General features: G+C 67.0%; 27 protein-coding genes and 1 pseudogene. 21 read left to right on the top strand and 7 right to left on the bottom strand.

The window, feature by feature from the left end:
• Positions 1–7 precede the first annotated feature (7 nt).
• The gene (locus QM682_RS07845) at positions 8–556 is read right to left on the bottom strand and encodes an NADPH-dependent FMN reductase (protein WP_415128472.1); all 549 of its coding nucleotides are present in this window, start codon (positions 554–556) and stop codon (positions 8–10) included.
• Positions 557–852: 296 nt separating this feature from the next.
• Here QM682_RS07845 and rmuC point away from each other — a divergent pair, with 296 nt between their 5' ends.
• The 7 genes from rmuC (at position 853) to QM682_RS07810 (ending at position 6,518) form a co-directional block, all read left to right on the top strand.
• Positions 853–2,154 (top strand): DNA recombination protein RmuC, encoded by a 1,302-nt coding sequence (gene rmuC, locus QM682_RS07840; RefSeq protein ID WP_415128471.1) that lies wholly within the window; start codon positions 853–855, stop codon positions 2,152–2,154.
• 128 nt (positions 2,155–2,282) lie between these two features.
• A complete protein-coding gene (locus QM682_RS07835; protein WP_415128469.1) occupies positions 2,283–2,621 on the top strand; it encodes a hypothetical protein in 339 nt (112 codons plus the stop codon).
• 5 nt (positions 2,622–2,626) lie between these two features.
• Positions 2,627–3,043 (top strand): secondary thiamine-phosphate synthase enzyme YjbQ, encoded by a 417-nt coding sequence (locus tag QM682_RS07830; RefSeq protein ID WP_415128467.1) that lies wholly within the window; start codon positions 2,627–2,629, stop codon positions 3,041–3,043.
• Between the two features lie 102 nt (positions 3,044–3,145).
• Positions 3,146–4,015, top strand: coding sequence for an ABC transporter permease (locus QM682_RS07825; RefSeq protein ID WP_415128465.1), 870 nt, complete (start codon positions 3,146–3,148; stop codon positions 4,013–4,015).
• Complete coding sequence (locus QM682_RS07820; RefSeq protein ID WP_415128463.1) at positions 4,012–4,836, top strand: ABC transporter permease; 825 nt, start codon at positions 4,012–4,014, stop codon at positions 4,834–4,836. Before QM682_RS07825 ends, QM682_RS07820 begins: the two co-directional genes overlap by 4 nt.
• 38 nt (positions 4,837–4,874) lie before the next feature.
• Positions 4,875–5,972 (top strand): ABC transporter ATP-binding protein, encoded by a 1,098-nt coding sequence (locus QM682_RS07815; protein WP_415128546.1) that lies wholly within the window; start codon positions 4,875–4,877, stop codon positions 5,970–5,972.
• Between the two features lie 99 nt (positions 5,973–6,071).
• On the top strand, positions 6,072–6,518 hold the full coding sequence (locus QM682_RS07810) for a pore-forming ESAT-6 family protein (RefSeq protein WP_415128461.1): 447 nt from the start codon (positions 6,072–6,074) through the stop codon (positions 6,516–6,518).
• A 72-nt stretch (positions 6,519–6,590) separates the two neighbouring features.
• On the opposite strand, the gene QM682_RS07805 is transcribed toward QM682_RS07810, so the two are convergent.
• A complete protein-coding gene (locus QM682_RS07805; protein ID WP_415128459.1) occupies positions 6,591–6,932 on the bottom strand; it encodes an MmcQ/YjbR family DNA-binding protein in 342 nt (113 codons plus the stop codon).
• A gap of 155 nt (positions 6,933–7,087) precedes the next feature.
• On the opposite strand from QM682_RS07805, the gene cysS reads away from it, so the two are divergent.
• The 3 genes from cysS to QM682_RS07790 are packed head-to-tail and all read left to right on the top strand — an operon-like array spanning position 7,088 to position 10,962.
• On the top strand, positions 7,088–8,476 hold the full coding sequence (gene cysS, locus QM682_RS07800; RefSeq protein ID WP_415128457.1) for a cysteine--tRNA ligase: 1,389 nt from the start codon (positions 7,088–7,090) through the stop codon (positions 8,474–8,476).
• Between the two features lie 33 nt (positions 8,477–8,509).
• A complete protein-coding gene (gene cimA / locus QM682_RS07795; RefSeq protein WP_415128455.1) occupies positions 8,510–10,132 on the top strand; it encodes a citramalate synthase in 1,623 nt (540 codons plus the stop codon).
• Complete coding sequence (locus QM682_RS07790) at positions 10,129–10,962, top strand: squalene/phytoene synthase family protein (RefSeq protein WP_415128453.1); 834 nt, start codon at positions 10,129–10,131, stop codon at positions 10,960–10,962. The genes cimA and QM682_RS07790 overlap by 4 nt, the downstream gene beginning before the upstream one ends.
• A gap of 59 nt (positions 10,963–11,021) precedes the next feature.
• Here QM682_RS07790 and eno read toward each other — a convergent pair whose 3' ends face one another.
• From eno to QM682_RS07770, 4 genes and pseudogenes are all read right to left on the bottom strand, one after another.
• Positions 11,022–12,299: a phosphopyruvate hydratase gene (gene eno, locus QM682_RS07785; protein ID WP_415128451.1), complete on the bottom strand. Its 1,278-nt coding sequence runs from the start codon at positions 12,297–12,299 to the stop codon at positions 11,022–11,024.
• Between the two features lie 67 nt (positions 12,300–12,366).
• Complete coding sequence (locus QM682_RS07780) at positions 12,367–13,107, bottom strand: endonuclease/exonuclease/phosphatase family protein (protein ID WP_415128449.1); 741 nt, start codon at positions 13,105–13,107, stop codon at positions 12,367–12,369.
• Between the two features lie 25 nt (positions 13,108–13,132).
• Entirely contained in the window at positions 13,133–14,551 is a 1,419-nt protein-coding gene (locus QM682_RS07775; RefSeq protein WP_415128447.1) for a protein adenylyltransferase SelO, read from the bottom strand.
• Between the two features lie 55 nt (positions 14,552–14,606).
• A pseudogene (locus tag QM682_RS07770) lies at positions 14,607–14,951 on the bottom strand (DMT family transporter); the annotation flags it as partial.
• A gap of 112 nt (positions 14,952–15,063) precedes the next feature.
• Between QM682_RS07770 and obgE the strand changes: the two are divergent.
• The gene (gene obgE / locus QM682_RS07765) at positions 15,064–16,095 is read left to right on the top strand and encodes a GTPase ObgE (protein ID WP_415128445.1); all 1,032 of its coding nucleotides are present in this window, start codon (positions 15,064–15,066) and stop codon (positions 16,093–16,095) included.
• Positions 16,083–17,195, top strand: a complete 1,113-nt coding sequence (gene proB / locus QM682_RS07760) for a glutamate 5-kinase (protein ID WP_415128443.1) — start codon at positions 16,083–16,085, stop codon at positions 17,193–17,195. The genes obgE and proB overlap by 13 nt, the downstream gene beginning before the upstream one ends.
• A 492-nt stretch (positions 17,196–17,687) precedes the next feature.
• On the opposite strand, the gene QM682_RS07755 is transcribed toward proB, so the two are convergent.
• Positions 17,688–18,485, bottom strand: coding sequence for a PAS domain-containing protein (locus QM682_RS07755; protein ID WP_415128441.1), 798 nt, complete (start codon positions 18,483–18,485; stop codon positions 17,688–17,690).
• Positions 18,486–18,671: 186 nt separating this feature from the next.
• Here QM682_RS07755 and gmk point away from each other — a divergent pair, with 186 nt between their 5' ends.
• The 9 genes from gmk (at position 18,672) to QM682_RS07710 (ending at position 26,082) form a co-directional block, all read left to right on the top strand.
• Positions 18,672–19,304 carry a guanylate kinase gene (gmk, locus tag QM682_RS07750; protein WP_415128439.1) on the top strand — a complete coding sequence of 211 codons (633 nt, stop codon included), beginning with the start codon at positions 18,672–18,674 and terminating at the stop codon, positions 19,302–19,304.
• Entirely contained in the window at positions 19,301–19,825 is a 525-nt protein-coding gene (locus QM682_RS07745; protein ID WP_415128437.1) for a gamma carbonic anhydrase family protein, read from the top strand. The genes gmk and QM682_RS07745 overlap by 4 nt, the downstream gene beginning before the upstream one ends.
• Positions 19,822–20,868 carry an ATP-binding protein gene (locus QM682_RS07740; protein ID WP_415128435.1) on the top strand — a complete coding sequence of 349 codons (1,047 nt, stop codon included), beginning with the start codon at positions 19,822–19,824 and terminating at the stop codon, positions 20,866–20,868. The genes QM682_RS07745 and QM682_RS07740 overlap by 4 nt, the downstream gene beginning before the upstream one ends.
• Before the next feature lie 83 nt (positions 20,869–20,951).
• Complete coding sequence (alr, locus tag QM682_RS07735) at positions 20,952–21,968, top strand: alanine racemase (protein ID WP_415128433.1); 1,017 nt, start codon at positions 20,952–20,954, stop codon at positions 21,966–21,968.
• Entirely contained in the window at positions 21,965–22,723 is a 759-nt protein-coding gene (locus tag QM682_RS07730; protein ID WP_415128431.1) for an MlaE family ABC transporter permease, read from the top strand. Before alr ends, QM682_RS07730 begins: the two co-directional genes overlap by 4 nt.
• Complete coding sequence (locus QM682_RS07725; protein WP_415128429.1) at positions 22,723–23,451, top strand: ABC transporter ATP-binding protein; 729 nt, start codon at positions 22,723–22,725, stop codon at positions 23,449–23,451. The genes QM682_RS07730 and QM682_RS07725 overlap by 1 nt, the downstream gene beginning before the upstream one ends.
• A 117-nt stretch (positions 23,452–23,568) precedes the next feature.
• Positions 23,569–24,669, top strand: coding sequence for a PhoH family protein (locus QM682_RS07720; protein WP_415128427.1), 1,101 nt, complete (start codon positions 23,569–23,571; stop codon positions 24,667–24,669).
• Positions 24,662–25,177, top strand: a complete 516-nt coding sequence (ybeY, locus tag QM682_RS07715; RefSeq protein ID WP_415128425.1) for an rRNA maturation RNase YbeY — start codon at positions 24,662–24,664, stop codon at positions 25,175–25,177. The genes QM682_RS07720 and ybeY overlap by 8 nt, the downstream gene beginning before the upstream one ends.
• Entirely contained in the window at positions 25,174–26,082 is a 909-nt protein-coding gene (locus tag QM682_RS07710; protein ID WP_415128423.1) for a transporter associated domain-containing protein, read from the top strand. Before ybeY ends, QM682_RS07710 begins: the two co-directional genes overlap by 4 nt.
• Positions 26,083–26,084: the final 2 nt, after the last annotated feature.

Genomic DNA, 26,084 nt, shown 5'->3' with positions numbered 1-26,084 from the left:
GGGCTTGTCAGCGGTGCTTCTCGATGAAGGCCGCGAAAGCGTCCACATAGGCCGTCAGGAACTTGCGCAGCGATTCGTCGGTGATCGCTCCGTCGGCGGCGAAAGCCTCGGGCTTCCACTGGATATAGGCTTCGGGCTGCTGCATCATCATCATGTTCAGGGCCAGCATGTCGCTTTTCAGGTGGAACTGCGCCACCGCCGCGCCGATGGCGCCGGGCGAAGTGCCGGTGACGGCGGCGGGCTTGCCGGACCAGCTATTCGCGCCATAGGGGCGGCTGGCCCAGTCGAGGGCGTTCTTGATCACGCCGGGATAGCTGCGACTATATTCCGGTGTGATCGCCAGAATCGCGTCCGAATGCTCGATCCGGTCCTTAAGCCGTGCGACAGGCTCGGGCAGGTCGGCCCAAAGCTCTTCGTTGTAATGCGGCAGATCGCCGATATGCAGTTCGTGAAAGCTAAGCCGGTCGCCGGCCAGATTCACGATGGCTTTCGCCAGTTTTCGGTTCAGCGAATCCTTGCGAAGCGAACCGATGATAAGGGCGACGTTCCTGGCCATTCTGATCTCCTGTCCTGATGAAGGAAAGCTGGGATCGGCAGGGGCGGATTGAAAGGGGCCACGGGTTGCAATTCCGGGGCAAAAGGTGAACAATCGCCTTGGCAGGTCAGCAAGAAACGGGCGGGGTCGGCAGGATGCCGAGGCAAGGCAGCGAAATAATCCAGGCATGGCTGGCGGATAACGGGAATCTGCGGCTTCTTTGCCTGCTTCTCGCGTTTTGCGCGGTTTTTTGTGGCGTCGCCTGGTGGCGGGGGCGGGGTTCGGCCCAGGCGCGGGCGCTGGCGGCGGCGCGGGATATGGCGGAGCTGGCCGCGCGACTCGATGCCGAGGGCAAGGCATTGCGCGAACAGTTGGTCGCCGCGAGCCGGCTTGAGACCCGCGCCGAGTCGCTGGGCCAGCGCATGGCCGAACTGGTCGAAGAGCGCGACGGCCTGACCGATGCGCTGCACCGCGAGCGGCAGGGGGCGGCGAGCCTTCAGCGCGAACTGGCCGAGACCCGCCTTGCCGCCGACAAGGACCGCGAGGCGGCCGAGCGCGACATCCAGACCCTGCGCGAACTGCGCGAAGAGATGACCGGCCATTTTCGCCTGATGGCGAACGAGACCCTGCGCGTCCAGGGCAGCGAGATGCGGAAATCGCATGGCGAACAGCTTAGCGCCCTGCTGACCCCGTTCCGCGATCAGGTGAACCGCTTCCAGACCGAGCTTCAGGCCCGCAACAAGGCCACCGACGAAGAGCGCGCGCGGCTGAAAGAGCAGATCGAATATCTGCATAAGCGTTCGGAACAGATCTCGGCCGAGGCGGTGGCGCTGACGCGCGCGCTGAAAGGCGACAGCCAGAAGCGCGGGGCCTGGGGCGAGATGATTCTGGAGCGCATCCTGGAGGATTCGGGCCTGATCCGGGGCACGCATTACGAAACGCAGTCCAGCCATACCGATGCCGAGGGCCGGCGCTGGCGCCCGGATGTGATCGTCAGGATGCCGCAGAGAAGGTTGCTGGTGGTGGACAGCAAGGTCTCTTTGCTTGCCTATGAGGAGGCGGTGAACGCCGACGATCCGGCTTTGCGCGACGCGGCCCTGCGCCGCCATGTGGCCGCCGTCCGCATCCATGTCCAGCAGCTTGCCGCCAAGGGCTATCAGGCCCTGGACGAAGGTTCGGTCGATTACGTCCTGATGTTCATTCCGGTCGAAGGGGCCTTCTCCGAGGCGTTGCGCGTGGACCCGGACCTTGCGCGCTTCGCGATGGAGAACCGCGTCGGGCTGGCGACGCCGACGACGCTGATGCTGACGTTGCGCACGGTCGATCACATCTGGACGGTCGAGCGGCGCGAATCGAACGCCATGCAGATCGCCGCCCGCGCGGGCCAGCTTTACGACAAGCTGCACGGCTTCGTGGTCTCGATCGAGGATGTCGGCACGGCGTTGGACCGGGCGCAGAAAAGCCATGCCATGGCGATGGACCGGCTGACGCGCGGCTCGGGCAACGTGATCCGCCAGGCCGAGATGCTGCGAGAACTGGGCGCGCGCACGCAGAAGCGGCTGGCGCTGGATCATGACGGTAGCGATGAAATGGAAGCGCCGGGCGAGGCGGCGGAGTAGGCGGTTTGGGTATTTGGGAAACGAAGAAAACCATGGAGCGGAGAGACTGGGCGCCCTGGCGGAGCCGGGCCGAGATCGACAGACGGTCCCTTGATGCCTTGGGGCGTGCGGTCCATGCTTGGTGGCCGATGGTGGTGTCGGTCTTTGCCGCCTGCGGCGCGCTTCTGGGATTGCTGATTGCTGCGCCCGAGGGATCGGGTCCGGCGATCCTGACAGTCAGGTTGCTGATTTTTTTGATGTTGGCGATTTTTTCCGCCGCCTTCACCTTTTTGCTGTTCATGGTGCCCAAGGTGTTCGGCGACGAGTGGCGTTCGCCTTGGCATTGGAAAGGGTGGTTGCTTGCGGCGTCGATGCTGCCCTGCGTCGGTCTTTGGGCGATGACCATGAGGATCACGGCTGATGCTTTGGGGGATGCGATCTCTGCCGCGACTCATCTGCTCCATGCCGCGCCGATCCCGGCGCCTTGAAGATCATGCAGTGCATTCTTACCATCCAGACCCACGGTCCCGCCTGCCACGACATCACGCGGCAGGTGGCGCGCTGGCTGGTCGGCATGGGCGACGGGGTGGTCACGCTGTTCGTGCGCCATAGCTCGTGCTCGCTGTTGGTCCAGGAGAATGCCGATCCCGACGTGCAGGCCGATCTGCTGGCTTGGCTGGGGCGGATCGCGCCGCCATCGGATCATCCCTCGATGCGCTGGATCACCCATCGCGACGAGGGCCCCGACGACATGCCCGCGCATCTGAAGGCCGCCATGCTGCCGACCAGCCTGCAAATCCCGGTCGAGGGCGGGCGGATGGCTTTGGGCACCTGGCAGGGCATCTACCTGGTCGAGCATCGCCGCGCCCCGCATCTTCGTGAGGTGGTGGCGAAGTTTCAGGCAGGTTAGGGAAAGCTGGGGGCATCGTTTCGAAATAAGCTTTCCCTTCCCCGCCCGTTGTGAAAACTTGCGTAACAAACGGGCAGGCATGCCAGCGGCTGGGAACAGGACATGGCCTCAGGAAACCGATCACAGACCGCGCAGGGCCTGACCCTGGTCGCCCCGCCTTTGGGCTATGCCGTGCTGGTGATGGCGGCGCCGTTGCTGACGATCCTGGCCTATTCCTTCCTGAAGGACGGTTATCTGACCGTGATCCGGGAATTCACGCTGGAAAACTACCGCGCTGTCTGGAGCGACCCGATCTTTCACAAGATCATGCTGCGCTCGCTGGGGGTGGCGGCGCTGGTCACGCTGGTCACGGTGGCGCTGGCCTTTCCGGTGGCCTATTTCCTGAGCTTCGTGGTCAGCCCGACCCGCAAGTCGATGTGGATCTTCCTGATCACCATCCCGTTCTGGACCAGCTACCTGATCCGGGTGTTCTTGTGGAAGGTGATCCTGGGTTATAACGGGGTGATCAATTCGGGGCTGAAGACGCTGGGCGTCATCGAACAGCCGCTGAGCTTTCTGCTGTATAACGTCAATTCGATGGTGATGACGCTGGCCCATGCCTATGCGCCCTTCGCGATCCTGCCGATCTTCATCGCGCTGGAAAAGATCGACCGCTCGCTTCTGGAGGCCGGGCGCGATCTGGGCGAAAGCCGGGCGATGACCTTCTGGCGGGTGACACTGCCCTTGGCCATGCCCGGCGTGGTGGCGGCGGCGCTGATCGTCTTCATCCCGACCATCGGCGATTACGTCACGCCCGCGCTGATCGGCGGCGGCAAGATCCCGATGATCGCCAATATGATCCAAAGCCAGATGCTGGACCAGGACAACCGGCCGCTGGGTTCGGCGCTGGCGGTCACGGCGATGCTGATCGTCGCGCTGCTGAGCCTGGCCTTCGTCGCGCTGAACCGGCGCTTCCTGAAGGTGCGGCAATGAAGGGCGGGGCAGGGAACGCGGGCATGGGGCTGCGCGCCTATGCGCTGGCCTATCTGCTGTTTCTTTACGCGCCGATCCTGCTTCTGCCCATCTTCGCCTTCAACTCGGGCACGATCATCGCCTTTCCGCTGAAGGGCTTTACCACCGACTGGTTCGTGCAGATGTGGGAAAACGCCTCGCTGCGCCGGGCGCTGACCAATTCGCTGACCATCGCCATCTCGTCCTCGGTGCTGGCGACCTGCCTGGGGGTGTTCGCGGCCCGCGCCTCGACCCGGTTCCAGTTTCCGGGCAAGGGGCCGATCATGGGGCTGATCATGCTGCCGCTGGTGCTGCCCGAGATCATCGTCTCGATCTCGCTTCTGGTTGTGCTTTTGTCCCTGGGCGTCAAGCTGACCATCCTGACGGTGATCCTGGGCCATACGCTGATCTGCATGCCCTATGCCACGGTGATCCTGTCCACGGCCTTCAACTCGCTTGACCGCTCGCTTGAGGAGGCGGCTTATGACCTGGGCGAGACGCGCTTCAGCGCCTTTCGCCTGGTGATCCTGCCGCTGGTCATGCCCGGCATCATCTCATCTTTGCTGATGAGCTTCACGATCAGCCTGGACGAGTTCATCATCGCCTTCTTCCTGGCCGGGAACGAGCCGACGCTTCCCACCTATATCTACAGCCAGCTTCGGTTCCCCAAGCAGATCCCGATGATCATGGCGCTCGGCTCGGTCCTGGTGCTGATGTCGATCATCCTGCTGACCATCGCCGAATATTTCCGCCGTCGCGGCATCGCCAAAACCGGCGCCAAGGATACCGGAGGCTTCCTTTGAACGATACCCGCCATGATCGCCTGGCGACGGCCAAGCCGATGATCGAATGCCGCGCCGTGCAGAAATATTACGGCGACTATCACGCCCTGCGCGGGATCGACCTGACCATCCGCGCGGGCGAGTTCTTTTCGTTGCTGGGGCCCTCGGGCTGCGGCAAGACCACGCTTCTGCGCACCATCGCGGGTTTCGAGGATATCACCGACGGCGTCGTCCTGATCGCCGGGCAGGATATGGAGAACGTGCCCGCGAACCGCCGCCCCACCAATATGGTGTTTCAGTCCTATGCCATCTTTCCGCATCTGACCGTGGCCGAGAACGTGGGCTTCGGTCTGCGCCGCGATCCGCGCTCCAAGGCCGAGAAAGCGGCGGCGGTCGAGGAAGCCCTGGCCATGGTCGGGCTGAAAGGCTATGGTGCGCGCGCCAGCCATGCGCTGTCCGGCGGCCAGCGCCAGCGGGTCGCGCTGGCCCGCGCGCTGATCCTGAAGCCCAAGGTGCTGCTGCTGGACGAGCCGCTTTCGGCACTTGACCGCAAGATGCGCGAGCAGATGCAGGTCGAACTGATCAAGCTGCAACGTCAGGTCGGCATCACCTTCGTGCTGGTCACGCATGACCAGGAAGAGGCGCTGGTCATGTCGGACCGCATCGCCGTGATGTTCGAGGGCCAGATCGCGCAACTGGACGGTCCCGAGGCGCTTTATGCCCGCCCCTCCAGCCGCAGGGTCGCGAACTTCATCGGTGTGATGAACTTCCTGCCCGCCCATGTGCTGGGCGAGAGCGCGGCGGGGGTCGAGGTCGATGTGCCGGGCCTAGGCCGGGTCGAGATCCCCGTCTCGAATGTCAGCCGTGCCGATCCGGGCGACGAGGGGCCCTCGGTGGGCTTCCGCCCCGAGGCGGTTTCACTGGTGTCCAGCGCCCAGCCGGTCAATGGCCGCATGACCCCCGGCGTGATCGACGAGGTCGTCTATTACGGCGATATGACCTATTACGACGTACGGCTGGACGGATCGACCGGGATCGATGGCAGGGCGCGGCCGGTCCGCATCGCCATGCGCAACGTCTTCGGCCGCGAGGTCCAGGATGTGGGAACGCGCGCGAATGTGACCTGGTCGCCGGGCTCGCTGGTGCTTTTTCGCTGATTTCAGGTCCTCTGCGCAGGATCCTGCCGCTGCCCGGTTTGCGCAACCGGCGCCAAGATGCCACGTTCCGCCCGGAACTGAAAATCAACGGAGATCGAGATGATCGCACGTTTCGCAACCCTGGCCGCCACGGCCCTTTTCGTTGCCAGCCCCGGCCTGGCGCTGGCGCAGCAGGCGGCGGCCCCCGCCACGACCGAGGCGCCCGCCGCCGTCACCGCACCCCCGGCCGCGTCAGCGGCCGCCGATACCGGCGCCGCCTATGAAAGCGCAAGGAACCAGCTGGGCGTGCTGACCTATTGCCAGGACAAGGGCTTCATCGACAGCAAGGCGGTCGAGACGCAGAACAGGCTGCTGACCATGATCCCCGCCGGCGATACGGCCAAGGGCGACGCCGCCGAGGCCAAGGGCAAGGAAGGCACCGTCTCGGCCATGGGGGTCGAGCGTTCGCTGGCCGATGCCGCGACCGAGCAGAAGACCAGCGAGGATGCGCTCTGCAAGCAGATGGATGCGCTTTTGCAGCAACTGGCGACCCAGGTTCCGACCTGATCCGCCAAGATTCCGGTGGCCGGGCGGCGGGAACAGCGTCCGGCGTCGGCCGATCCCGCGCTGGTGTGATGCCTAGATCGGCGGCAGCGCGGCCTGGACCTTCTTGGGCAGCGCGCCGCGCACCAGCCGGTAGCTGTGGCGCAGCCGATGCGCCAATTCGTCCGGCGCCGAATCAAGCGGCAGCGCCACCCAGCTACGATGCAGATAGGGCGCGCGCGCGGCCACGCCGGTCTCGATCAGGAAGGCGGCCGTCTCGGTGCTGTCGGTCTTGACCGAGACATGCGTGCCCGCCGTGCCCGTCATGGCAAAGATCCGGCCCCCGACCTTCCAGCAGTCGTGCCCGCCGTCCCAGGGGTCCGAAAGCTCGGCTCCGGGCTGCGCGGCGCAGATTTCGTTGACAAGATCTCGGCTCATGGCAGGAGTTTTGCAGCCTCTCTTGGCAGAGACAAGACAATGCGTTAAGCGGATCGCATGAAGGCAGGAACCGCCACCATCCGCTGCACCATTACCGGCTGAAATTTCAGGCGGGCGGTTCATGTTGACCTGAGGACGCCCGCAAAGGGGAAGTCATGGTCGAAATCAGACTGACGAACAGCAAGACCCGCGCGAAAGAGGTCTTCGCGCCGCTGGACCCGGCGAATCTGCGGCTGTATCTGTGCGGGCCGACGGTCTATGACCGCGCGCATCTGGGCAATGCCCGGCCGGTGGTGGTGATCGACGTGCTGGTGCGGCTGCTGCGCCATGTCCATGGCGCCGATCATGTGACCTATGTGCGCAATTTCACCGATGTGGACGACAAGATCAATGCCACTGCCCTGGCCCGCAAGCAGGCGGGCGCGCGGGGCAGCCTTGAGGATCTGATCCGCGAGCGGACCGAGGAGACCATCGGCTGGTATCACGCCGACATGGACGCGCTTGGCGCCGGACGCCCCGACCACGAGCCGCGCGCGACCGATTACATCGCGCAGATGATCGCCATGATTCAGGTGCTGATCGAGGGTGGACATGCCTATGCCCGCGACGGCCATGTGCTGTTCCGGGTCCGGTCCTATGCGCGATATGGCAGGCTGTCGGGGCGGTCGGTCGATGACATGATCGCGGGCGCGCGGGTCGAGGTCGCGCCCTTCAAGGAGGATCCGATGGATTTCGTCCTGTGGAAGCCCTCGGACGCCGATCTGCCGGGCTGGGACAGCCCCTGGGGCCGGGGCCGTCCGGGCTGGCATATCGAATGCTCGGCCATGGCTTACGAATTGCTGGGCGAAAGCTTCGACATTCATGCCGGGGGCATCGACCTGCAATTCCCGCATCATGAGAACGAGATCGCGCAAAGCTGCTGCGCCCATCCGCATGGCGATTTCGCCCGGGTCTGGCTGCACAACGAGATGTTGCAGGTCGAGGGGCGCAAGATGTCCAAGTCCCTGGGCAATTTCTTTACCGTCCGCGACCTGCTGGACCAGGGCATTCCGGGCGAGGTGATCCGCTTCGTCCTGCTGTCGACGCATTACCGCAAGCCGATGGACTGGACCGCCGAGAAGGCGCGCGAGGCGGAAGCCGTGCTGCGTAAGTGGCGCGGCCTGACCGCCGGGATCGACCCGGCGCCCAGCCCGGCACCCGCCGTCACCGCCGCTCTGGCAGATGACTTGAATACGGCGGGTGCGATCGCGGCGCTGCACGAGTTGGCGGGGCAGGGCGATGCGCCGGGGCTGCTGGCCTCGGCCCGGCTGCTGGGATTGCTGAGCGACGAACTGGGCGATTGGGCCGTTTCCGGCCCGGACCTGAGCGCGCTGGCCGCGCGAATGGAGACTTTGCGCGCCGAGGCCAAGGCCAGCAAGGATTTCTCGGCCGTGGATGCGCTGAAACATGCCCTGACCCAGGCCGGGGTCGAGATCCGCATGACCCGCGACGGGACCGAACTGTCCGCCGGCGCGGGGTTCGATCCCGCCCGCCTGCCGCAATGACTTGAACCAGCCAGCCGAAAGGGGAGCACCCCGATGCCGCGCGAGCGACTTTACCTTTACGACACCACGCTGCGCGACGGGCAGCAGACCCAGGGCGTCCAGTTCAGCGCCGCCGAGAAGACCGAGATCGCGCGGATGCTGGACGCGCTTGGCGTCGATTACATCGAGGGCGGCTGGCCCGGCGCCAATCCGACCGACAGCGATTTCTTCGCCCAGGCGCCGGCGACCCGCGCCACCATGACCGCCTTCGGCATGACCAAGCGTGCCGGCCGCTCGGCCCAGAATGACGAGGTGCTGGCGGGCGTCCTGGATGCCGGGACGCCCGCCGTCTGCATCGTCGGCAAGACCCATCCCTTTCACGTCCGTGAGGCGCTGGGGATCGGGCTGGACGAGAACCTTGAGAATATCCGCGCCTCGGTGGCGCATCTGGCGGCAGAGGGGCGCGAGGCGTTGTTCGATGCCGAGCATTTCTTCGATGGCCATGCCGAGGATCCTGCCTATGCGCTTACCTGCCTGAAGACGGCGCTGGAGGCGGGGGCGGCCTGGGTGATTCTGTGCGATACCAATGGCGGCACGCTGCCGAGCCGGGTGGCCGAGGTGACGCGGGCGGTGATCGCGGCGGGCATTCCGGGCGCAAGGCTGGGCATTCATTGCCATGACGATACCGGCAATGCGGTGGCCTGCACGCTGGCCGCGGTCGATGCGGGCGCGCGCCAGATCCAGGGCACGCTGAACGGCCTGGGCGAGCGTTGCGGCAATGCGAGCCTGACCACCCTGATCCCGACGCTGGTGCTGAAGGAGCCCTATGCCTCGGGCTATGAGACCGGCGTTTCGGCCCAGGCGGTGGCGGGGCTGACGCGGATCTCGCGCCGGCTGGACGAGGTTCTGAACCGCGCGCCGGTCCGCGCCGCGCCCTATGTCGGGCGCTCGGCCTTTGCCCATAAGGCGGGGCTGCATGCCAGCGCGATCCTGAAGAACCCCGCGACCTATGAGCATCTGGACCCGGCGCTGGTCGGCAATCAGCGCGTGATCCCGATGTCGAACCAGGCCGGGCAGTCGAACCTGCGCGCGCGCCTGGCCGAGGCGGGGATCGAGGTCGACCGCGACGATCCCGCCCTGGCGCGCATCCTGAACCTGGTCAAGGCGCGCGAGGATCAGGGCTATGCCTATGACGGCGCGCAGGCCAGTTTCGAGCTGCTGGCGCTGGCCGAACTGGGCCGGATGCGGGATTATTTCGAGGTCGAGCGATATCGTGTCACCGTCGAGCGGCGCAAGAACGCCTTGGGCAGGCGCATCTCGGTTTCGGAGGCCGTCGTGGTGGTCGGGATCGGCGGGGCGCGCATGCTTTCGGTCAGCGAAAGCATGGATGAGGAAGGCCAGGATCGCGGCCCGGTCAATGCCCTGTGGCGGGCGCTGGCCAAGGATCTGGGACCCTATCAGGCCGCCATCGACGACATGCACCTGGTCGATTTTCGTGTCCGCATCACCGGCGGCGGCACCGAGGCCGCGACCCGCGTGATCATCGACAGCGCCGATACGCGGGGCCATCGCTGGTCCACCGTGGGCGTGTCGCCGAATATCGTCGATGCCAGCTTCGAGGCTCTTGTCGATGCGATCCGCTGGAAGCTGATCCGCGACAAGGTGGTCCCCGCATGAGCCTTGCGCTTTGTGCCGATGCGCTGCGGGCGCATGATCCCGATCGGTTCGGGATCTGTCTTCTGGCCCCGCCCGAGGCGCGGCCCCGGCTGATGACGCTTTATGCGTTGAACCTGGAACTGGCGCGGGCGCCCCTGGCTTCGGCCGAGCCGTTGATCGCCGAGATGCGGCTGCAATGGTGGGTCGAGCGGCTGGAGGAGATCGGCGCGGGCCGCATGTCCTCGCATGAGTTGATGGCGCCTCTGGCCGAGGCTTGGGGCGCGCGGGTGGCAGCCTTGGCGGTTTTGGCCGAGCCGCGCCGCCGCGATTGCCTGCGTGAACCGCATGACGGGCCGGAAGCCGTCGCGGATTATGTGCGCGGGACGGCGGTGCCGCTTGCGCTATTCGCGGCCGAGGCATTGGGGGGAGATGTCGCCGGGGGTTTCACACCCCCGGACCCCCGTGGGATATTTGGACAAGAAAGACAGGCGGATGCGCCGCGCGGCGAGGCTGCGGGCGTGATCGCGGCGCAGGCCGAGGGCATCGGGCTGGCGCATTGGCTGGCGGCCCTGCCGGTCTTGCAAGGTCTGGGCCTGGGGCTTTGGGATCCTTCGCCCCAGGCTTTGGCGGGGATCGCCGGCATGGCGCGCGCACGGCTTCGTGAGGCGAAGGAGCGGCGGCGGGATCTGCCCCGCGAGCTTGCGCCGGTGCTGTTTCCGGGCGCGGGGCTGCGCGCGGTTCTGGAGGCCGCACCGCGTGGCATCGAGGCTTTGGCGGCGGCCGGGCCGTCCGAGTTTCGCAAGCGTCTGGCCCTGACCCGCTTTGCGCTGACGCATCGCTGGTGGATATGAGGAAGGGCGGCCCAGAGGGGCCGCCCTTTTCGTCTGACCCGCAGGGGATCAGCCGGGGATCAGCCGCGCAGGATGCTGCGGCCGGCATATTCGGCGCTGGCGCCCAGCATTTCCTCGATGCGGATCAGTTGGTTGTATTTCGCCAGCCGGTCCGAGCGCGCGAGCGAGCCGGTCTTGATCTGGCCGCAGTTCGTGGCAACCGCCAGATCGGCGATGGTGGCGTCCTCGGTCTCGCCCGAGCGGTGCGACATCACCGAAGTATAGCGGGCACGGTCGGCCATGCGCACGGCGTCCAGCGTTTCGGTCAGGGTGCCGATCTGGTTGACCTTGACCAGCAGGCTGTTGGCGCAGCCCTTGGCAATCCCTTCGGCCAGGCGGGCGGGGTTGGTCACGAAGAGATCGTCGCCCACAAGCTGCACGCGGTCGCCCAGGCGCTCGGTCAGCAGCTTCCAGCCGTCCCAGTCGTCCTCGGAGCAGCCGTCCTCGATCGACAGGATCGGGTAATCGGCGCAGAGCGCGGCCAGGTAGTCGACGTTCTCGGCCGGGGTCAGGGATTTCCCCTCGCCCTTCATCTCATACTTGCCGCCCTTGAAATATTCGGTCGAGGCGCAGTCCAGCGCCAGCATGATGTCCTCGCCCGGCGCGTAGCCGGCCTTCTCGATGGCCTTCAGGATGAAGTCCAGCGCATCGCGGGTGGAAGACAGGTTCGGGGCGAAGCCGCCCTCGTCGCCGACGCCGGTGGCGAGGCCCGCCGCCGAGAGCTCCTTTTTCAGCGTGTGGAAGACTTCGGAGCCCATGCGCACGGCGTCGCGGATATTCTCGGCCGCGACCGGCATGATCATGAATTCCTGGATGTCGATGGGGTTGTCGGCATGTTCGCCGCCGTTGATGATATTCATCATCGGCACCGGCAGAATGCGCGCGCCCGTGCCGCCGACATAGCGGTAAAGCGGCTGCGCGCTGGCTTCGGCGGCCGCCTTCGCGGCAGCGAGCGACACGCCCAGGATCGCGTTCGCGCCCAGCCGGCCCTTGTTATGGGTGCCGTCCAGTTCGATCATCAGCCGGTCGATGCCGATCTGGTCGGTCGCATCCTCGCCGATCAGGTTCTCGGCGATCTCGCCATTGACGGCGTTGACGGCTTCCAGCACGCCCTTGCCCATGTAGCGGGACTTGTCGCCGTCGCGCTTCTCGACGGCCTCATGCGCGCCGGTCGAGGCGCCCGAGGGAACGGCGGCGCGGCCCATGGTGCCGTCTTCCAGCGTCACGTCCACCTCGACCGTCGGGTTGCCCCGGCTGTCCAGAATCTCGCGCGCGAAAATGTCGATGATGGCGGTCATTGTTCTGCGTCCCCCTGATGACAATGCTTGTCGGTTGTTTAGCGGGCTTCGTCGGATCGGGGAAGCGTCATTCTTTGTTATCGGTAACATCGGCGGATTGCCCAGGCGGCGCGGCCAGCGCCAGATCCGCCCAGATCGGCAGGTGATCGCTGGCCTGGCGGGCGATTTCGCTGTTCCAGACGCCGTGATCCAGCACCTGGATCCCCGAGGAAACCGCGATGCGGTCATAGCGCAGGCGCGGAAAGGGCGCGGGCCAGCTTGGGCCGGGGGCGATGACATGCAGAGGCTCCAGCGCCTCCAGCCCGCGATTGTCGTGCCATTCGTTGAAATCGCCGGTCAGCACCAGCCGGTCATGGCCGATGCGGTCGGCCTGGGCGACGATGCGCTGCAACTGCGCCCGGCGGGACGAGCGGATCAGCCCCAGATGCACCGCCACCACCGTCAGGCCCGGAAGGCGCAGGACCAGCGCGCCGCGTGGTTCCAGCCCCGGCAGCGGCAGGCGGCGGACCTGGGCCTGTTCCATCAGTTCGGGGCGCAGCAGGATGGTCTGGCCGTGCCAGCCCAGCGATTGCGATCCGGTGCCCAGAAAACTCGCCGGGACCATGCCGGTCGCCTCTTCGATCAGGGCGCGGGGCAGGGCCTCGGGACGCTTGCCCAGGCGGAAATCCACCTCTTGCAGGGCGATCACGTCGGCGCCGATATCGGCGATGACGCGCAGGTTCCTTTCGGGCGTGTGCGGCCCCGTCATGCCCCTGCATTTGTGCAGGTTGTAGCTGGCAAGGCGCAGGCGCGGGGGCGTGGGGGGCATCGGGATCGCGTCCTTGGAGGGGGGGTCAGGTGCCGCAGAAGGTCCGCAGCACCCGCTCGTCCGGCAGGGGCGCGCGGGCCAGGTCGTCCCATTCGGGCCGGTCCTGGAAGGGCTGGCGCAGCGCGGCGTCCAGCCGGTGAAAGGGGCCGAAATCGTTCTGGTCGCGGGCCGAGGCGATGGCTTCCTCGATCCGGTGGTTGCGCGGGATGCGGCGGGGATTGGCACGGGCCATGACATGGGGCGCGTCCCTTAGCCCCTGGATGCGCGCCTGCCAGTCCCGCGCCCAGAGGTCATAGGCCGCGCGGCCGGCGAATTCGTCCCCCGCGCGACCGTCCAGGAGGCCCGCGAAGACGCGGGTGAAATCGGCGTGCTCGGTGGCCATCAGGTCCAGAAGCCGCTCGGCCAGGCCGCGATCCTCGGGGGTCGGGTCGGCGATGCCCAGCTTGGCCGCGAAGACCCGCAGCCAGGCGGCCTGGTAAAGCGCGGGGAAGCCATGGACGATGCGGGTCGCCTCTTCGACGGCGGCATCGTCATCGCCCATCAGCGGCACCAGGCAACTGGCAAGCTGCGCCAGGTTCCAGACCGCGACGTTCGGCTGCTGGTTCCAGGCATAGCGCCCGCCCGCGTCGATCGAGGAAAACACCTGGTCGGGCTTGTAGCCGTCCATGAAGGCGCAGGGGCCATAGTCGATCGTCTCGCCCGAGACGGACATGTTGTCGGTGTTCATCACCCCGTGGATAAAGCCCAGCCCCATCCAGCAGGCGATGGTGCGGGCCTGCGCCTCGACCACGGCGCGCAGCAGGTCGGCCGCGCCCTGGGCCTGGGGATGGTGGCGGGCGATGACGTGATCGGCCAGCAGGCGCAGGCGGTCGCGGTCGCCGCGCGCGGCGTAGAATTCGAACGTGCCGATGCGGATATGGCTTGCGGCGACGCGGGTCAGGACGGCGCCCGGCAGGGCGGTCTCGCGCTGGACCTTCTCTCCGGTCAGGACGGCGGCAAGCGCGCGCGTCGTGGGGATGCCGAAGGCCGCCATGAACTCGCTGACCAGATATTCGCGCAGCACCGGCCCCAGCCAGGCCCGACCGTCGCCCCGGCGCGAGAACGGCGTCGGACCCGAGCCCTTGAGCTGGATGTCGAAGCGCCGCCCGTCGGGGGTCAGCACCTCGCCCAGCAGGATCGCGCGCCCGTCGCCCAGTTGCGGCGAGAAGCCGCCGAACTGATGGCCGGCATAGGCTTGCGCGATAGGCTCGGCCCCCTCGGGGGGGCGGTTGCCGGACAGCATCGCAAGCCCTTCGGGACCGGCCAGCCATTCGGGATCCAGGCCCAGGCTTTCGGCCAGCGGCCGGTTCAGCGCCACCAGGCGGGGCGCACGCACCGGGGTCGGCGCTGTGCGGGTGAAAAAGCCCTGCGGCAGCCGGGCATAGCTGTTGTCGAAGCGGATCATGCGACCCTCCTTTCGATCATATCTAGACCCTTGCGCGGAAAAGTTAAGGGCGACCTCAATGGGTGACGCTGTTCGAGAGGGCGTTCAGCACCACCACGCCCGCGACGATCAGCCCCAGCCCGATCATCGCGGCAAGGTCCAGCTTCTGGCCAAAGATCAGCAATCCGGCGACCGAGACAAGGACGATGCCCAGCCCGCTCCAGATCGCATAGGCGATGCCCAGGGGCATGGTTCGCAGCGTCAGCGACAGAAGATAAAAGGCGCCGGCATAGCAAAGCCCGGTGGCCAGCGTGGGAAGCGGCTGGGTAAACTGCTGACTGCGTTGCAGGAAGCTGGTCCCCGCAACCTCAAGCACGATGGCCGCGATCAGCGTGGCATAGGTCGGGATCGTCATGGGGCCTCCGGTTCGGGTCCCTAGATCTAGCCTTGTGCAAGGCGAAAGTCACGCCGCCCTTGAACCGCCCGGCGCTCTTTAGTATCGCACGGGATTGCAATTCAAAGGATGCCAGCCCGTGAAATTCCTCGATCTCGCCAAGGTCTATGTCCGTTCGGGCGGCGGCGGCGCCGGCTGCGTCTCGTTCCGTCGCGAGAAGTTCATCGAATATGGCGGTCCCGATGGCGGCGATGGCGGCCATGGCGGCGATGTCTGGGCCGAGGCGATGCCGGGCCTGAACACGCTGATCGACTTTCGTTTCCAGCAGCATTTCTTTGCCAAGTCCGGCCAGCACGGCATGGGATCGCAGCGCACCGGCGCCAGCGGGGACGATATCGTGCTGCAAGTGCCGGTCGGGACCGAGATTCTGGAGGAAGATCAGGAAACCGTGATCGCCGACCTGACCGAGCCGGGCCAGCGGGTGCTGCTGGCGCGCGGCGGCAATGGCGGCTTCGGCAACCTGCATTTCAAAAGCTCGACCAACCGTTCGCCCCGCAACGCCAATCCGGGCCAGCCGGGGATCGAGCGCACGCTGTGGCTGCGGCTGAAGCTGATCGCCGATGCGGGGCTGCTGGGCCTGCCCAATGCCGGGAAATCGACCTTTCTTTCGGCGGTGTCGAACGCCCGGCCCAAGATCGCGGATTATCCCTTCACCACCTTGCACCCTAACCTGGGCGTGGTGGGCGTCGATCAGCACGAATTCGTCATGGCCGACATTCCGGGCCTGATCGAGGGCGCAAGCGAGGGGCGGGGCCTGGGCGACCAGTTCCTGGGCCATGTCGAACGCTCGCGCGTGCTTTTGCACCTGATCGACGGCACGGCCGAGGATGTAGCGGCCGATGCGCGCACCATCCTGGCCGAGCTTGCCGCCTATTCGCCCGCCCTGGCCGAAAAGCCGCGCGTGACCGCGTTGAACAAGATCGACGCCATCGACCCCGATGATCTGGCCGGCAAGAAAGCCGCGCTTGAGGCCGAACTGGGCGAGGCGGTGCTGCTGATGTCCGGCGTCTCACGCGAGGGGGTGACGGAGGTGCTGCGCGCGCTTTGGACACGGATCGCGCCCTCGCGTCAGACCGGCGTGGAGCAGGAAGACAAGCCTTGGCAGCCGTGATCCCGGAACTCGCGCGGGCGCAGCGGCTGGTCGTCAAGATCGGCTCGGCGCTGCTGGTCGATGCCCAGGGGCTGCGCGCCGAATGGCTGCGCGCCCTGTGCGACGATGTGGCCGCCGCGCGGGCGCGGGGCACGGATGTGGTGCTGGTCTCGTCCGGGGCGATCGCGCTGGGACGCAAGGTGCTGGATCTGCCCGAGGGCTCGCTGCGGGTGGAGCAATCCCAGGCCGCCGCCGCCGTGGGCCAGATCCGCCTGGCCCGCGCCTATGAAGAGGCGCTGGCCCCGCATGGCGTCAAGACCGCCCAGCTTCTGATGACGCTCGACGACACCACCGACCGGCGCCGCTATCTCAACAGCCGCGCGACCATGCAGACCCTGCTGGGCCTTGGCGCGGTGCCCATCGTGAACGAAAACGACACCGTGGCGACCGACGAGATCCGATTCGGCGATAACGACCGGCTGGCGGCGCAGATCGCGGTCACCTGCGGCGCGGATCAGTTGCTGCTTCTTTCGGATGTCGATGGGCTTTACACCGCGAATCCCAAGACCGACCCGCAGGCGCGCCACCTGCCCGTGATCGAGCAGATCACGCCCGAGATAGAGGCCATGGGCGGCGACCCGATCTCGGGTCTTTCCAAGGGCGGCATGAAGACGAAGCTCATGGCGGCGCGCACCGCCGTCGCGGGCGGCTGCGCCATGGCCATCGCCGAGGGCTCGGTCGCGAACCCCCTTGCCGCCGTGGAGAAGGGCGCGCGCGTGACCTGGTTCCTGCCCGACACCGATCCCCATGCGGCGCGCAAACGCTGGATCGCCGCGATGAAGCCCAAGGGCGAGATCATCGTGGACGAAGGCGCGGCCCGCGCGCTGCGGCATGGAAAGTCCCTGTTACCCGCCGGCGTGACCGCCATCGCCGGCCGCTTCGGCCGCGGCGATCCGGTGCTGGTCCAGGACCGCCAGGGCGCGCGCCTTGCCTCGGGCCTGGTGCGCTACGGCTCGACCGAGGCCCGTGCCATCGCCGGCCATCGCAGCGACGAGATCGAAGCGATCCTCGGCTATCCGGGCCGGGCCGCGCTGATCCATCGCGACGACATGGTGATGTGAGAGCGCCCGGACGGCGGCTTCGACGGCGCCGTCGCATGGGTATTTGGAAAACGAAGAACGGATGGACGCGGCGCCTCGGGGAAGCGCGGCGCGCTTTGTTCCCTGGCTTGAACTGTGGAAAGGGCGCCCTGAGAGGGGCGGAATTCCATTTGAGCATAAGCGTTGTCCCGCCTTGACCTTCCCGTCGGATCCGCGGGCCGGGATGTGGCCGTGGGAGAAGGTCTGCGCGACAGCATGATGGATTTTATGGAGGCCGCAGGGTTCGCGGTCTTTGGCGGTCAGGCGGCGCCGGTGGGGCGGAGCGAAAGGCAGGGTCGTGGCGAGGATGAACGGATTTCCTGGTTCACGCACGGGACTGCGTTCAAGATTTCGTGGAATGCCTGCCCCGCTTTGTCCGGGGGCATGCAATCGATGGCCCATGCCGGTGGGTGTGGCTTGGTCCTTGCAGTGCTTCACGCTTGACCTGTCCGCCCGGCTTGCGAGGGCCAAGGGCTAGCGGTGGCCGGCAGGTGGCTCGTTCGAACTGACCAAGCGGAAGCGGGCGCGCCGCTCCTCGGGCGAGGAATGTTCTTTGGTCGGCGCGGGTTCCGCCTGCCGCGGCGCATGACTGCTTGCCTCCCTGGCGTCGCGGGCTCCGCGCCAGCGCGGGGGCGTTTCGGCGAAGCCTTGGGCCGAGGCCGAAGGCTCGATCACCTTGGCGCCGGGAATGACCGGGAACACCGCGTCCGAAACCAGGTCGAAGCGGCGCGGCCCCTGGCCGATCTCGCCCTGCGCGACCAGGCAACCCAAGGCCCGCGTCACGTCCCCCAGATCCGAGCGTAGCGGCAGGAAGATCATCCGTCCCGTCAACAGCGGCCGGCCATAGCTGGACGGGCTTTCAAGCTCGATCTCGGCGATCTGCGGGCCACGGAACACGCTTTCCAGCACATCCGAAAGGCGACCGCGCGAACTGGTGTTGAGAAAGGAGCAAAGCGGCATGCCGCGCACCTCCATCCCCATCAGATCGACCAGATGGCGCCCGGCAAGCCGGAAACGCGCGGCGCCGGGCGCGATGCGTTCCAGGATGAAGGCATAATCCAGCGCCCGGCGGATGCCGCGCGGCTCGATCTCGGCGCGGGCGGGGATGGCGCGGCCCTGGCGCAAACCCTCCCAATAGCCGCGTAATTCGCCGACGATACGGTCGGGCTGGACGGATTCGAAATCCGCCAGGTGCAGCAGCTTGCCGCTGCCATCTTGATGAAGGGGGCGAACCACATTGCCGGCATCGCCCTGGCCCAGATCTTCGGACATTCCCAAAACCATCCAACCGAAAAAGAAAACATCGCTACGAAGCAGAATGTAAACCTTTTGTTTACGAAGGCTAAGCGATTTCTTACTGGTTCGTTAAATTGCTTGGCATTCGGGCTGGGCCTTGACCCCGGATACGGGGCTGCGCCATTGAGACGCGCGGCGAAACGGCGAAGGGGATCGGGGCTGATGGAACGTAGCGGGCTTCTGGTCATCCTGTCCTCGCCCTCGGGGGCGGGCAAGTCCACGCTGGCGCGCCGGCTGATGGCCTGGGACCCCGAACTGCGCTTTTCGGTCTCGGCCACGACCCGCAAGCCCCGCCCCGGCGAGATCGAGGGGCAGCATTATTATTTCCGTGAGCGCGACGAATTCCGCGATATGGTGGCCCAGGGCCAGATGCTGGAACATGCAGAGGTCTTCGGCAATCTTTACGGCACGCCGCGCGGTCCGGTCGAGGCCGCGATGCTGGCGGGCCGCGACACGCTTTTCGATGTGGACTGGCAGGGTGGCCAGCAGATCCGGGCCTCGGTCCTGGGCAAGCATGTCGTCTCGATCTTCGTTCTACCCCCCAGCCTGGCCGAGCTTGAGCGGCGGCTGGTCTCGCGTCAGCAGGACGCGCCCGAGGTGATCGCCGCGCGGATGCGGAAATCGCGCGACGAAATCAGCCATTGGGCGGAATACGATTATGTCATCGTGAACGAGGATCTGGACGAAAGCACGCAGGTGCTGAAAACCATCCTGATGGCCGAGCGCGCGCGCCGCGACCGCCAGACAGGGCTGGGCGGTTTCGTGCGCCGGTTGATGGAGGAGGAGCAGGCATGATCTGGGAACTGGATGGCAGGGCGCCGGAACTGGCGGCGGACGCCTGGGTCGCGGACGATGCGCAGGTGATGGGCGACGTGGTGCTGGAGGCGGGCGCCAGCGTCTGGTTCGGCGCGGTGCTGCGCGGCGACAATGAGCGGATCCGGCTGGGGCAGGGATCGAACGTGCAGGAACATTGCGTCTGCCACACCGATCTGGGCTTTCCGCTGAGCATCGGCGCGGACTGCACCATCGGCCATCGCGCCATCCTGCACGGCTGCACCATCGAGGACGGCGTGCTGATCGGCATGGGCGCGATCATCCTGAACGGGGCGCGGATCGGGGCGGGATCGCTGATCGGGGCCGGGGCGCTCATCGCGGAAAACAAGGTGATCCCGCCCGGCTCCCTGGTCATGGGCGCGCCCGGCAAGATCATCCGCGAACTGGACGCGGATGCCCGCGCGAAGCTGCTGAAATCGGCCGATGGCTATCGCCGCAACGCCGCCCGTTTCCGCGCGGGCCTGCGCCCCCTTCCGGGATGAACCCGGACCAGCTTCGCGACCTGCTGCGCGCCGTGCCGATGGCGATGCTGGTCGTGGACCCCCATGCCCGCATCGCTGGCGCCAATGACGCGGCCGAGGCGCTGCTGGGACCGATCTTCCCGGCCCGGCCCTTCGTCACCGTCCTGCGCAACCCCGAGGTCAACGCGGCGCTGGACGCGGTGCTTGCCGGCGCCGGGCGGGCGCGGCTGGACGCCAGCCTGTCCTTGCGCGGGCGCGCCACCCTTTGCGCCGTGACCGTGACGCCGCTCGCGGGCGGGCAGGGCGCGGCCATCGCGATCGAGGACCGTTCGCGTGACGAGGAGACCGACCAGATGCGGCGCGATTTCGTCGCCAATGTCAGCCATGAACTGCGCACGCCGCTGACCGCGCTGATGGGCTTCATCGAGACCCTGCGCGGCCCGGCCCGCAACGATCCAGCCGCCCGCGACCGCTTCCTGGACATCATGGAGCGCGAGGCGGGGCGCATGAACCGGCTGATCGGTGACCTTCTGTCCCTGAGCCGGGTTCAGCAGGACGAGCGCCGCCGCCCGCTGGAGAGCCTGGACCTGGCCATGCTTCTGCGCGGGGTGGTGGCGACGCTTTCCCCCCAGGCCGCCCAGGCCGGGGTGCTGATCGAGACGCGGGGGCTTCAGGATCCGGTGACGCTGCCCGGCGATGCCGATCAGCTGGTGCAGGTGTTTCACAACCTGATCGAGAACGCGGTGAAATACGGCGGCGGCGGCGGCTGGGTCCGCGTCGACCTGGAACGCCTGGAGCATGAGCCGGTGCTGCGCGGCCCGGCCTGGGCCGTCACCGTCGCGGATGGCGGCGAGGGCATCGATGAGCGTCACCTGCCGCGCCTGACCGAGCGTTTCTACCGCGTCGACGCCCACCGCTCGCGCGGGCAGGGGGGGACGGGGCTGGGCCTCGCCATCGTCAAGCACATCGTCAACCGCCATCGCGGACGGCTGCGGATCGAAAGCGAACGGGGCCGGGGCAGCCGATTCGCCGTGATCCTGCCCGAAAGCGCGGCGCGCCTGTAACGGGCCTTCGCAAGCGGGGGAGGCGTCGATTGACATTGGCACCCCAGGGGCTAGGAAGGGCGCGACTGTTTCGGGGGACGGCCATGCTGGTCATCGATCTTGCGGCCCTGGTGGCCAATTGGAAGGCGCTTGCCGCGCTTGCGCCCGGCGCCCGGCCCGGCGCCGTGGTCAAGGCCGATGCCTATGGCCTTGGCGCGGCCAGGGTGGCGCCGGCGCTTTATCAGGCGGGGGCGCGGGATTTCTTCGTGGCGCTGGCCTCGGAGGGGCGCGCGATCCGGGGCGTGCTGCCCGAGGATGCGCAGATCTTCGTCCTTTCCGGCCATATGGAGGGGCAGGATCTGACCGGCCTGATCCCGGTCCTGAACAGCCCGCAGCAATTCTTCCGCGACCGCGCCCTGCGTCCCAGGGGGCCTTTCGCCATCCAGCTCGACAGCGGCATGAACCGGCTGGGGATGGAGGCCGGGGAATGGGCCGCGATCCGCTCGGAGGCCCTGGCGGCCGGCCCGCGCCTGGTCATGTCGCATCTGGCCTGCGCCGATGAGCCGGATCACCCCGCCAATGCCCAGCAACTGGCGGCCTTCCGCGCCATGACCGAAGGCGTCTCGGCCCCGCGCGCACTGTCCGCGACGGGCGGGACGCTTCTGGGGCCGGATTACCATTTCGACCTGGTGCGGCTGGGGATCGGGATCTATGGCGGCCAGCCCTTCGCAGAGGCGAAGCCGGTGGTGACGCTGACCCTGCCCATCGTCCAGACGCGCGAGGTCCAGCCGGGGGAATCGGTCGGCTATGGCTATGGCTGGACCGCCACGCGCCCCTCGCGCATCGCGACGGTGGCGGCGGGCTATGCCGACGGGCTGGCCCGCGCCCTTGGCCGCGACGGCGACCTGAAGCTTTGGGCGGGCGAGCGCGCCGCGCCGGTGGTGGGGCGCATCTCGATGGATCTGATCACGGCGGACGTGACCGACCTGCCCGACATCCCGGCGGGGCTTGATATCCTGAACGCCCGCCAGGGTGTCGATGCGCTGGCCGCGCATGGCGGCACCATCGGGTATGAGATCCTGACCTCGCTGGGGCACCGCTATCCCCGGACCTATCTGTGACCCCCATCCGGCTGATCGGGCGGGGGGTGCTGGCGCTGGTCCGAGGGACGGGACGGGTCTCGATCTTCGCCCTTCGGGGCATGGCGCGGGTCGGCGCGCATCCGGCCGAGCTTGCCCGCCAGATCCTGCATATCGGCTGGCTGTCGCTGCCCGTGGTCGGGCTGACGGCGCTGTTCACCGGCGCGGCCCTGGCCTTGCAGATCCATTCCGGGGGCGAGCGGTTCCAGGCCCAGGATGTGGTTCCCGCCATCGTCGCCATCGGCATGGCGCGCGAGCTTGGCCCGGTGCTGGGCGGCCTTATGGTCGCGGCCCGCGTCGCCTCGGCCATCGCGGCCGAGCTTGGCACGATGCGCGTGACCGAACAGATCGACGCGCTGGTGACGCTTTCGACCGATCCGGTGGGCTGGCTCGTCTCGCCCCGGATCTGGGCCGCGATCCTGTGTCTGCCGGTGCTGGTCGGCGTGGGCGACGTGATCGGGATCATGGGCGGCTGGCTGGTCGGGGTGAACGCGCTGGGATTCAACTCGGCCGGTTATCTCAGCCATTCCTGGGCCTATCTGGAAGGCTGGGACGTGGTGTCGGGGCTGGTCAAGGGCGCGTTCTTCGGCCTGATCGTGGCGCTGTCGGGCTGCTGGTTCGGGATGAATGCCGGCAATGGCGCGGCGGGCGTCGGGCGGGCCACCACGAATGCCGTGGTCGCGGCGTCGGTGGGTATCCTGGCCGCGAACTTCGTCCTGACGGGGCTGTTCTTCTGATGCTGACGGTGCGCGGCCTGACGAAAAGCTTTGGCGCCAAGCCCGTGCTTCGCGGCATCGAGCTGGACCTGGCGCAGGGCGAAAGCCTGGTGGTCATCGGCGGCTCGGGCAGCGGAAAATCGGTGCTTCTGCGCTGCATCCTGGGGCTGGAGCGCCCCGATGCCGGCCTTATCCTGTGGAACGGCGCGCCCATCGGCCCGGATTTCATGGCCCGTTTCGGCATGCTGTTCCAGAATGCGGCCCTGTTCGACAGCCTGCCCGTCTGGCGCAACGTCGCCTTCCGGCTGCTGCGGACCATGCCCAAGGCGCAGGCACGCGCCCTGGCGATCGAGAAGCTGGCCCGCGTGGGCCTTGGCCCCGAGGTCGCGGATCTTTACCCGGCGGCGCTTTCGGGCGGCATGCGCAAGCGCGTGGGGCTGGCCCGCGCCATCGCAGCCGACCCCAGGGTGATCTTCTTCGACGAGCCGACGACCGGCCTGGACCCGATCCGCGCCGCCGCGATCAACGCCCTGATCCGCGGCATCGTCGACGAAACCGGGGCCAGCGCCATCACCATCACCCATGACATGTCCTCGGTCCGCGCCATCGGCGACCGGGTGGCACTGCTGGACCGGGGTCACATCCGCTGGCAGGGCCCGGTCGCGCGGATGGACGGGGCGCCAGACGATCACTTGCAGGACTTCATCCTGGGCCGGGCGCGGCCGATCCCCTCGCAACCAGAGGCATAGATGCATATATTTGCATCAAGGCTTGCGCAAAACCGCGCCACGCACCCCGCCGCACTTGTGCGAATCCCGCGCAGTTGCAACCATGATGATGTGACCTCGACCTGACCGGAGAGCAATTTGGGTCTTACCCCGATCACCCCCGCCCCCACATCCGCTGGCGAAACCCTGCTGGAATTCCACGACAACCGGCTGCTGATCGACCTGTGCGGCCCGCACGACCGGCATCTGGCCCGCATCGAGGAGGCGCTGAAGGTCCATATCCTGCGACGCGGCAACCTGCTTTCGGTCGTCGGCCCTGCGGATGCCCAGGCCGAGGCCGCGCAGGTGCTGCGCGCGCTTTATGCCCGCCTTGAACAGGGCCGCCCGGTCGAGATGGCCGAGGTCGAGGCCGCGCTGCGCATGGGCGTCGAGCCGGCGCAGGAAACGCTGAGCCCCGCCGAGCAGCTTGAGATGTTCCAGGCCGGGCATGTCGAGCTTCGCACCCGCAAAAAGACCGTCGAGCCGCGCACCGAGGCGCAAAAGGATTACGTCCGCAGCCTTTTCGCCAATGAACTGGCCTTTGGCATCGGCCCGGCGGGCACCGGCAAGACCTATCTGGCCGTCGCGGTCGGCGTCACCATGCTGATCGGCGGCCATGTGGACAAGATCATTCTGTCACGCCCCGCCGTCGAGGCGGGCGAGCGGCTGGGCTTTCTGCCGGGCGACATGAAGGAAAAGGTCGATCCCTACATGCAGCCGCTTTACGACGCGCTGAACGATTTCCTGCCCGGCAAGCAGATGCAGAAGCTGATGGAGGAAAAGCGCATCGAGATCGCGCCTCTGGCCTTCATGCGCGGGCGCACGCTGTCGAATGCCTTCGTCGTGCTGGACGAGGCGCAGAACGCCACCACCATGCAGATGAAGATGTTCCTGACCCGTCTGGGCGAGGGCTCGCGCATGGTGATCACCGGCGACCGCACCCAGATCGACCTGCCGCGCGGGGTCCATTCCGGCCTGACCGAGGCCGAGAAGATCCTGAAGGACGTGAAGGGCATCAGCTTCAGCTATTTCACCGCCAAGGACGTGGTGCGTCACCCGCTGGTCGCCCGCATCATCCAGGCTTACGACGCCGATGCCGAGGCGGCCCTGGCGCGGGGGGAACCGCTTGATGACCGCGGCCAACGCATTCCCCGCCGCGAGCCGCGCTTCCTGGCCAGTGCCGGGCAAAGCGATGCCTGACGAAGCCGACGACGCGACCGGCATCGTCGATCTGGTGATCGAGGATGAACGCTGGGAGGATGCCGGGCTTCAGGACATGGCCGAGCGCGCGGCGCGCGCCGTGGGCGAATGGCTGGAAATGGATGACTTCCAGGTCGTGGTCATGGGCTGCGACGATGCCCGCATCGCCGGGCTGAACGCAGAGTTTCGCGGCAAGCCCAAGCCCACCAATGTGCTGAGCTGGCCTGCCATCGACTTCGACGCCCGCGAACCCGGCGCCCATCCCGACCTGCCCGAAATCGAGGAACTGGGCGATATCGCCATTTCCTACGATACCTGCTGGCGCGAGGCCGAGGCCCAGGGCAAATCCTTCGGAAATCACGCGACACATCTTCTGGTCCATGCCATGCTGCATCTTGCGGGTTATGATCATATCGACGATCTGGACGCGGAGACGATGGAGGATGCCGAGCGGTCCATTCTGGGCAAGCTGGGTATTCCCGACCCCTATCTGGAAGTGGAAACATGAATAACGATCGAAGTCCCGACACGTCCATCGACTCGGCACCCGCCTCTGGGGCGGAGGGCGATGGGCGTGAACTGCCGCCGCAGTCGCGGGGCTTTCTGGGCCGTATCCTGGGCGCGTTCGGCGGCGGCGAGGCCGAGGCCGAGGGCACGGCGGCAGTGCAGGACACCGCCAAGGGCGCGGCGCTTGGCATGGTGAACCTGCGCCGGATGCGCGTCGATGACGTGGCCATCCCCAAGGCGGAGATCGTGGCTATGCCGGTAACGACGGGCCTGCCGGAACTGGTCGAAACCTTTCGCGAGCATGGTTTCTCGCGCGTGCCGGTATTTCGGGGCACGCTGGACAGCCCGCTGGGGCTGATCCACCTTAAGGATCTGGCGCTGAAATACGGCTTCGGCGCCGCCGCGCCGAAATTCGCGCTGCGGCCGATGCTGCGACCGCTGCTTTACGTCCCGCCCTCGATGTCGATCGGGGTTCTGCTGCAACAGATGCAGCAGAAGCGCATTCATATGGCGCTGGTGATCGACGAATATGGCGGCGTCGACGGGCTTGTCACCATCGAGGACCTGATCGAAACCGTGATCGGCGAGATCGAGGACGAGCATGACGAGATCGAGGGCGGGCTGTTCATCCAGGAAAAGCCGGGCCAATGGCTGATCCAGGCGCGCGCCGACCTGGACAGCGTTGCCGCCGAGACCGGGCTGCGCCTGGCCGCCGACGAGCAAGAGGAAGAGATCGAGACCCTGGGCGGATTGATCTTCATGCTGACCGGCCGGGTGCCGGTGCGCGGCGAGGTGATCCCGTATGGGGAGGGTGTCGAGTTCGAGATCGTCGATGCCGATCCGCGCCGGGTCAAGCGTGTGCGCCTGCGCCTGCCGCAGGGCGGGGACAAGGACAAGGCGGCATAAGC

This window comes from Paracoccus sp. (in: a-proteobacteria) (assembly GCF_047605025.1).
In the GTDB taxonomy this organism is placed as follows: Bacteria; Pseudomonadota; Alphaproteobacteria; order Rhodobacterales; family Rhodobacteraceae; genus Paracoccus.
The sequence above is the reverse complement of the archived record's forward strand: the minus strand, read 5'-3'. Positions and strand labels throughout refer to the sequence as shown.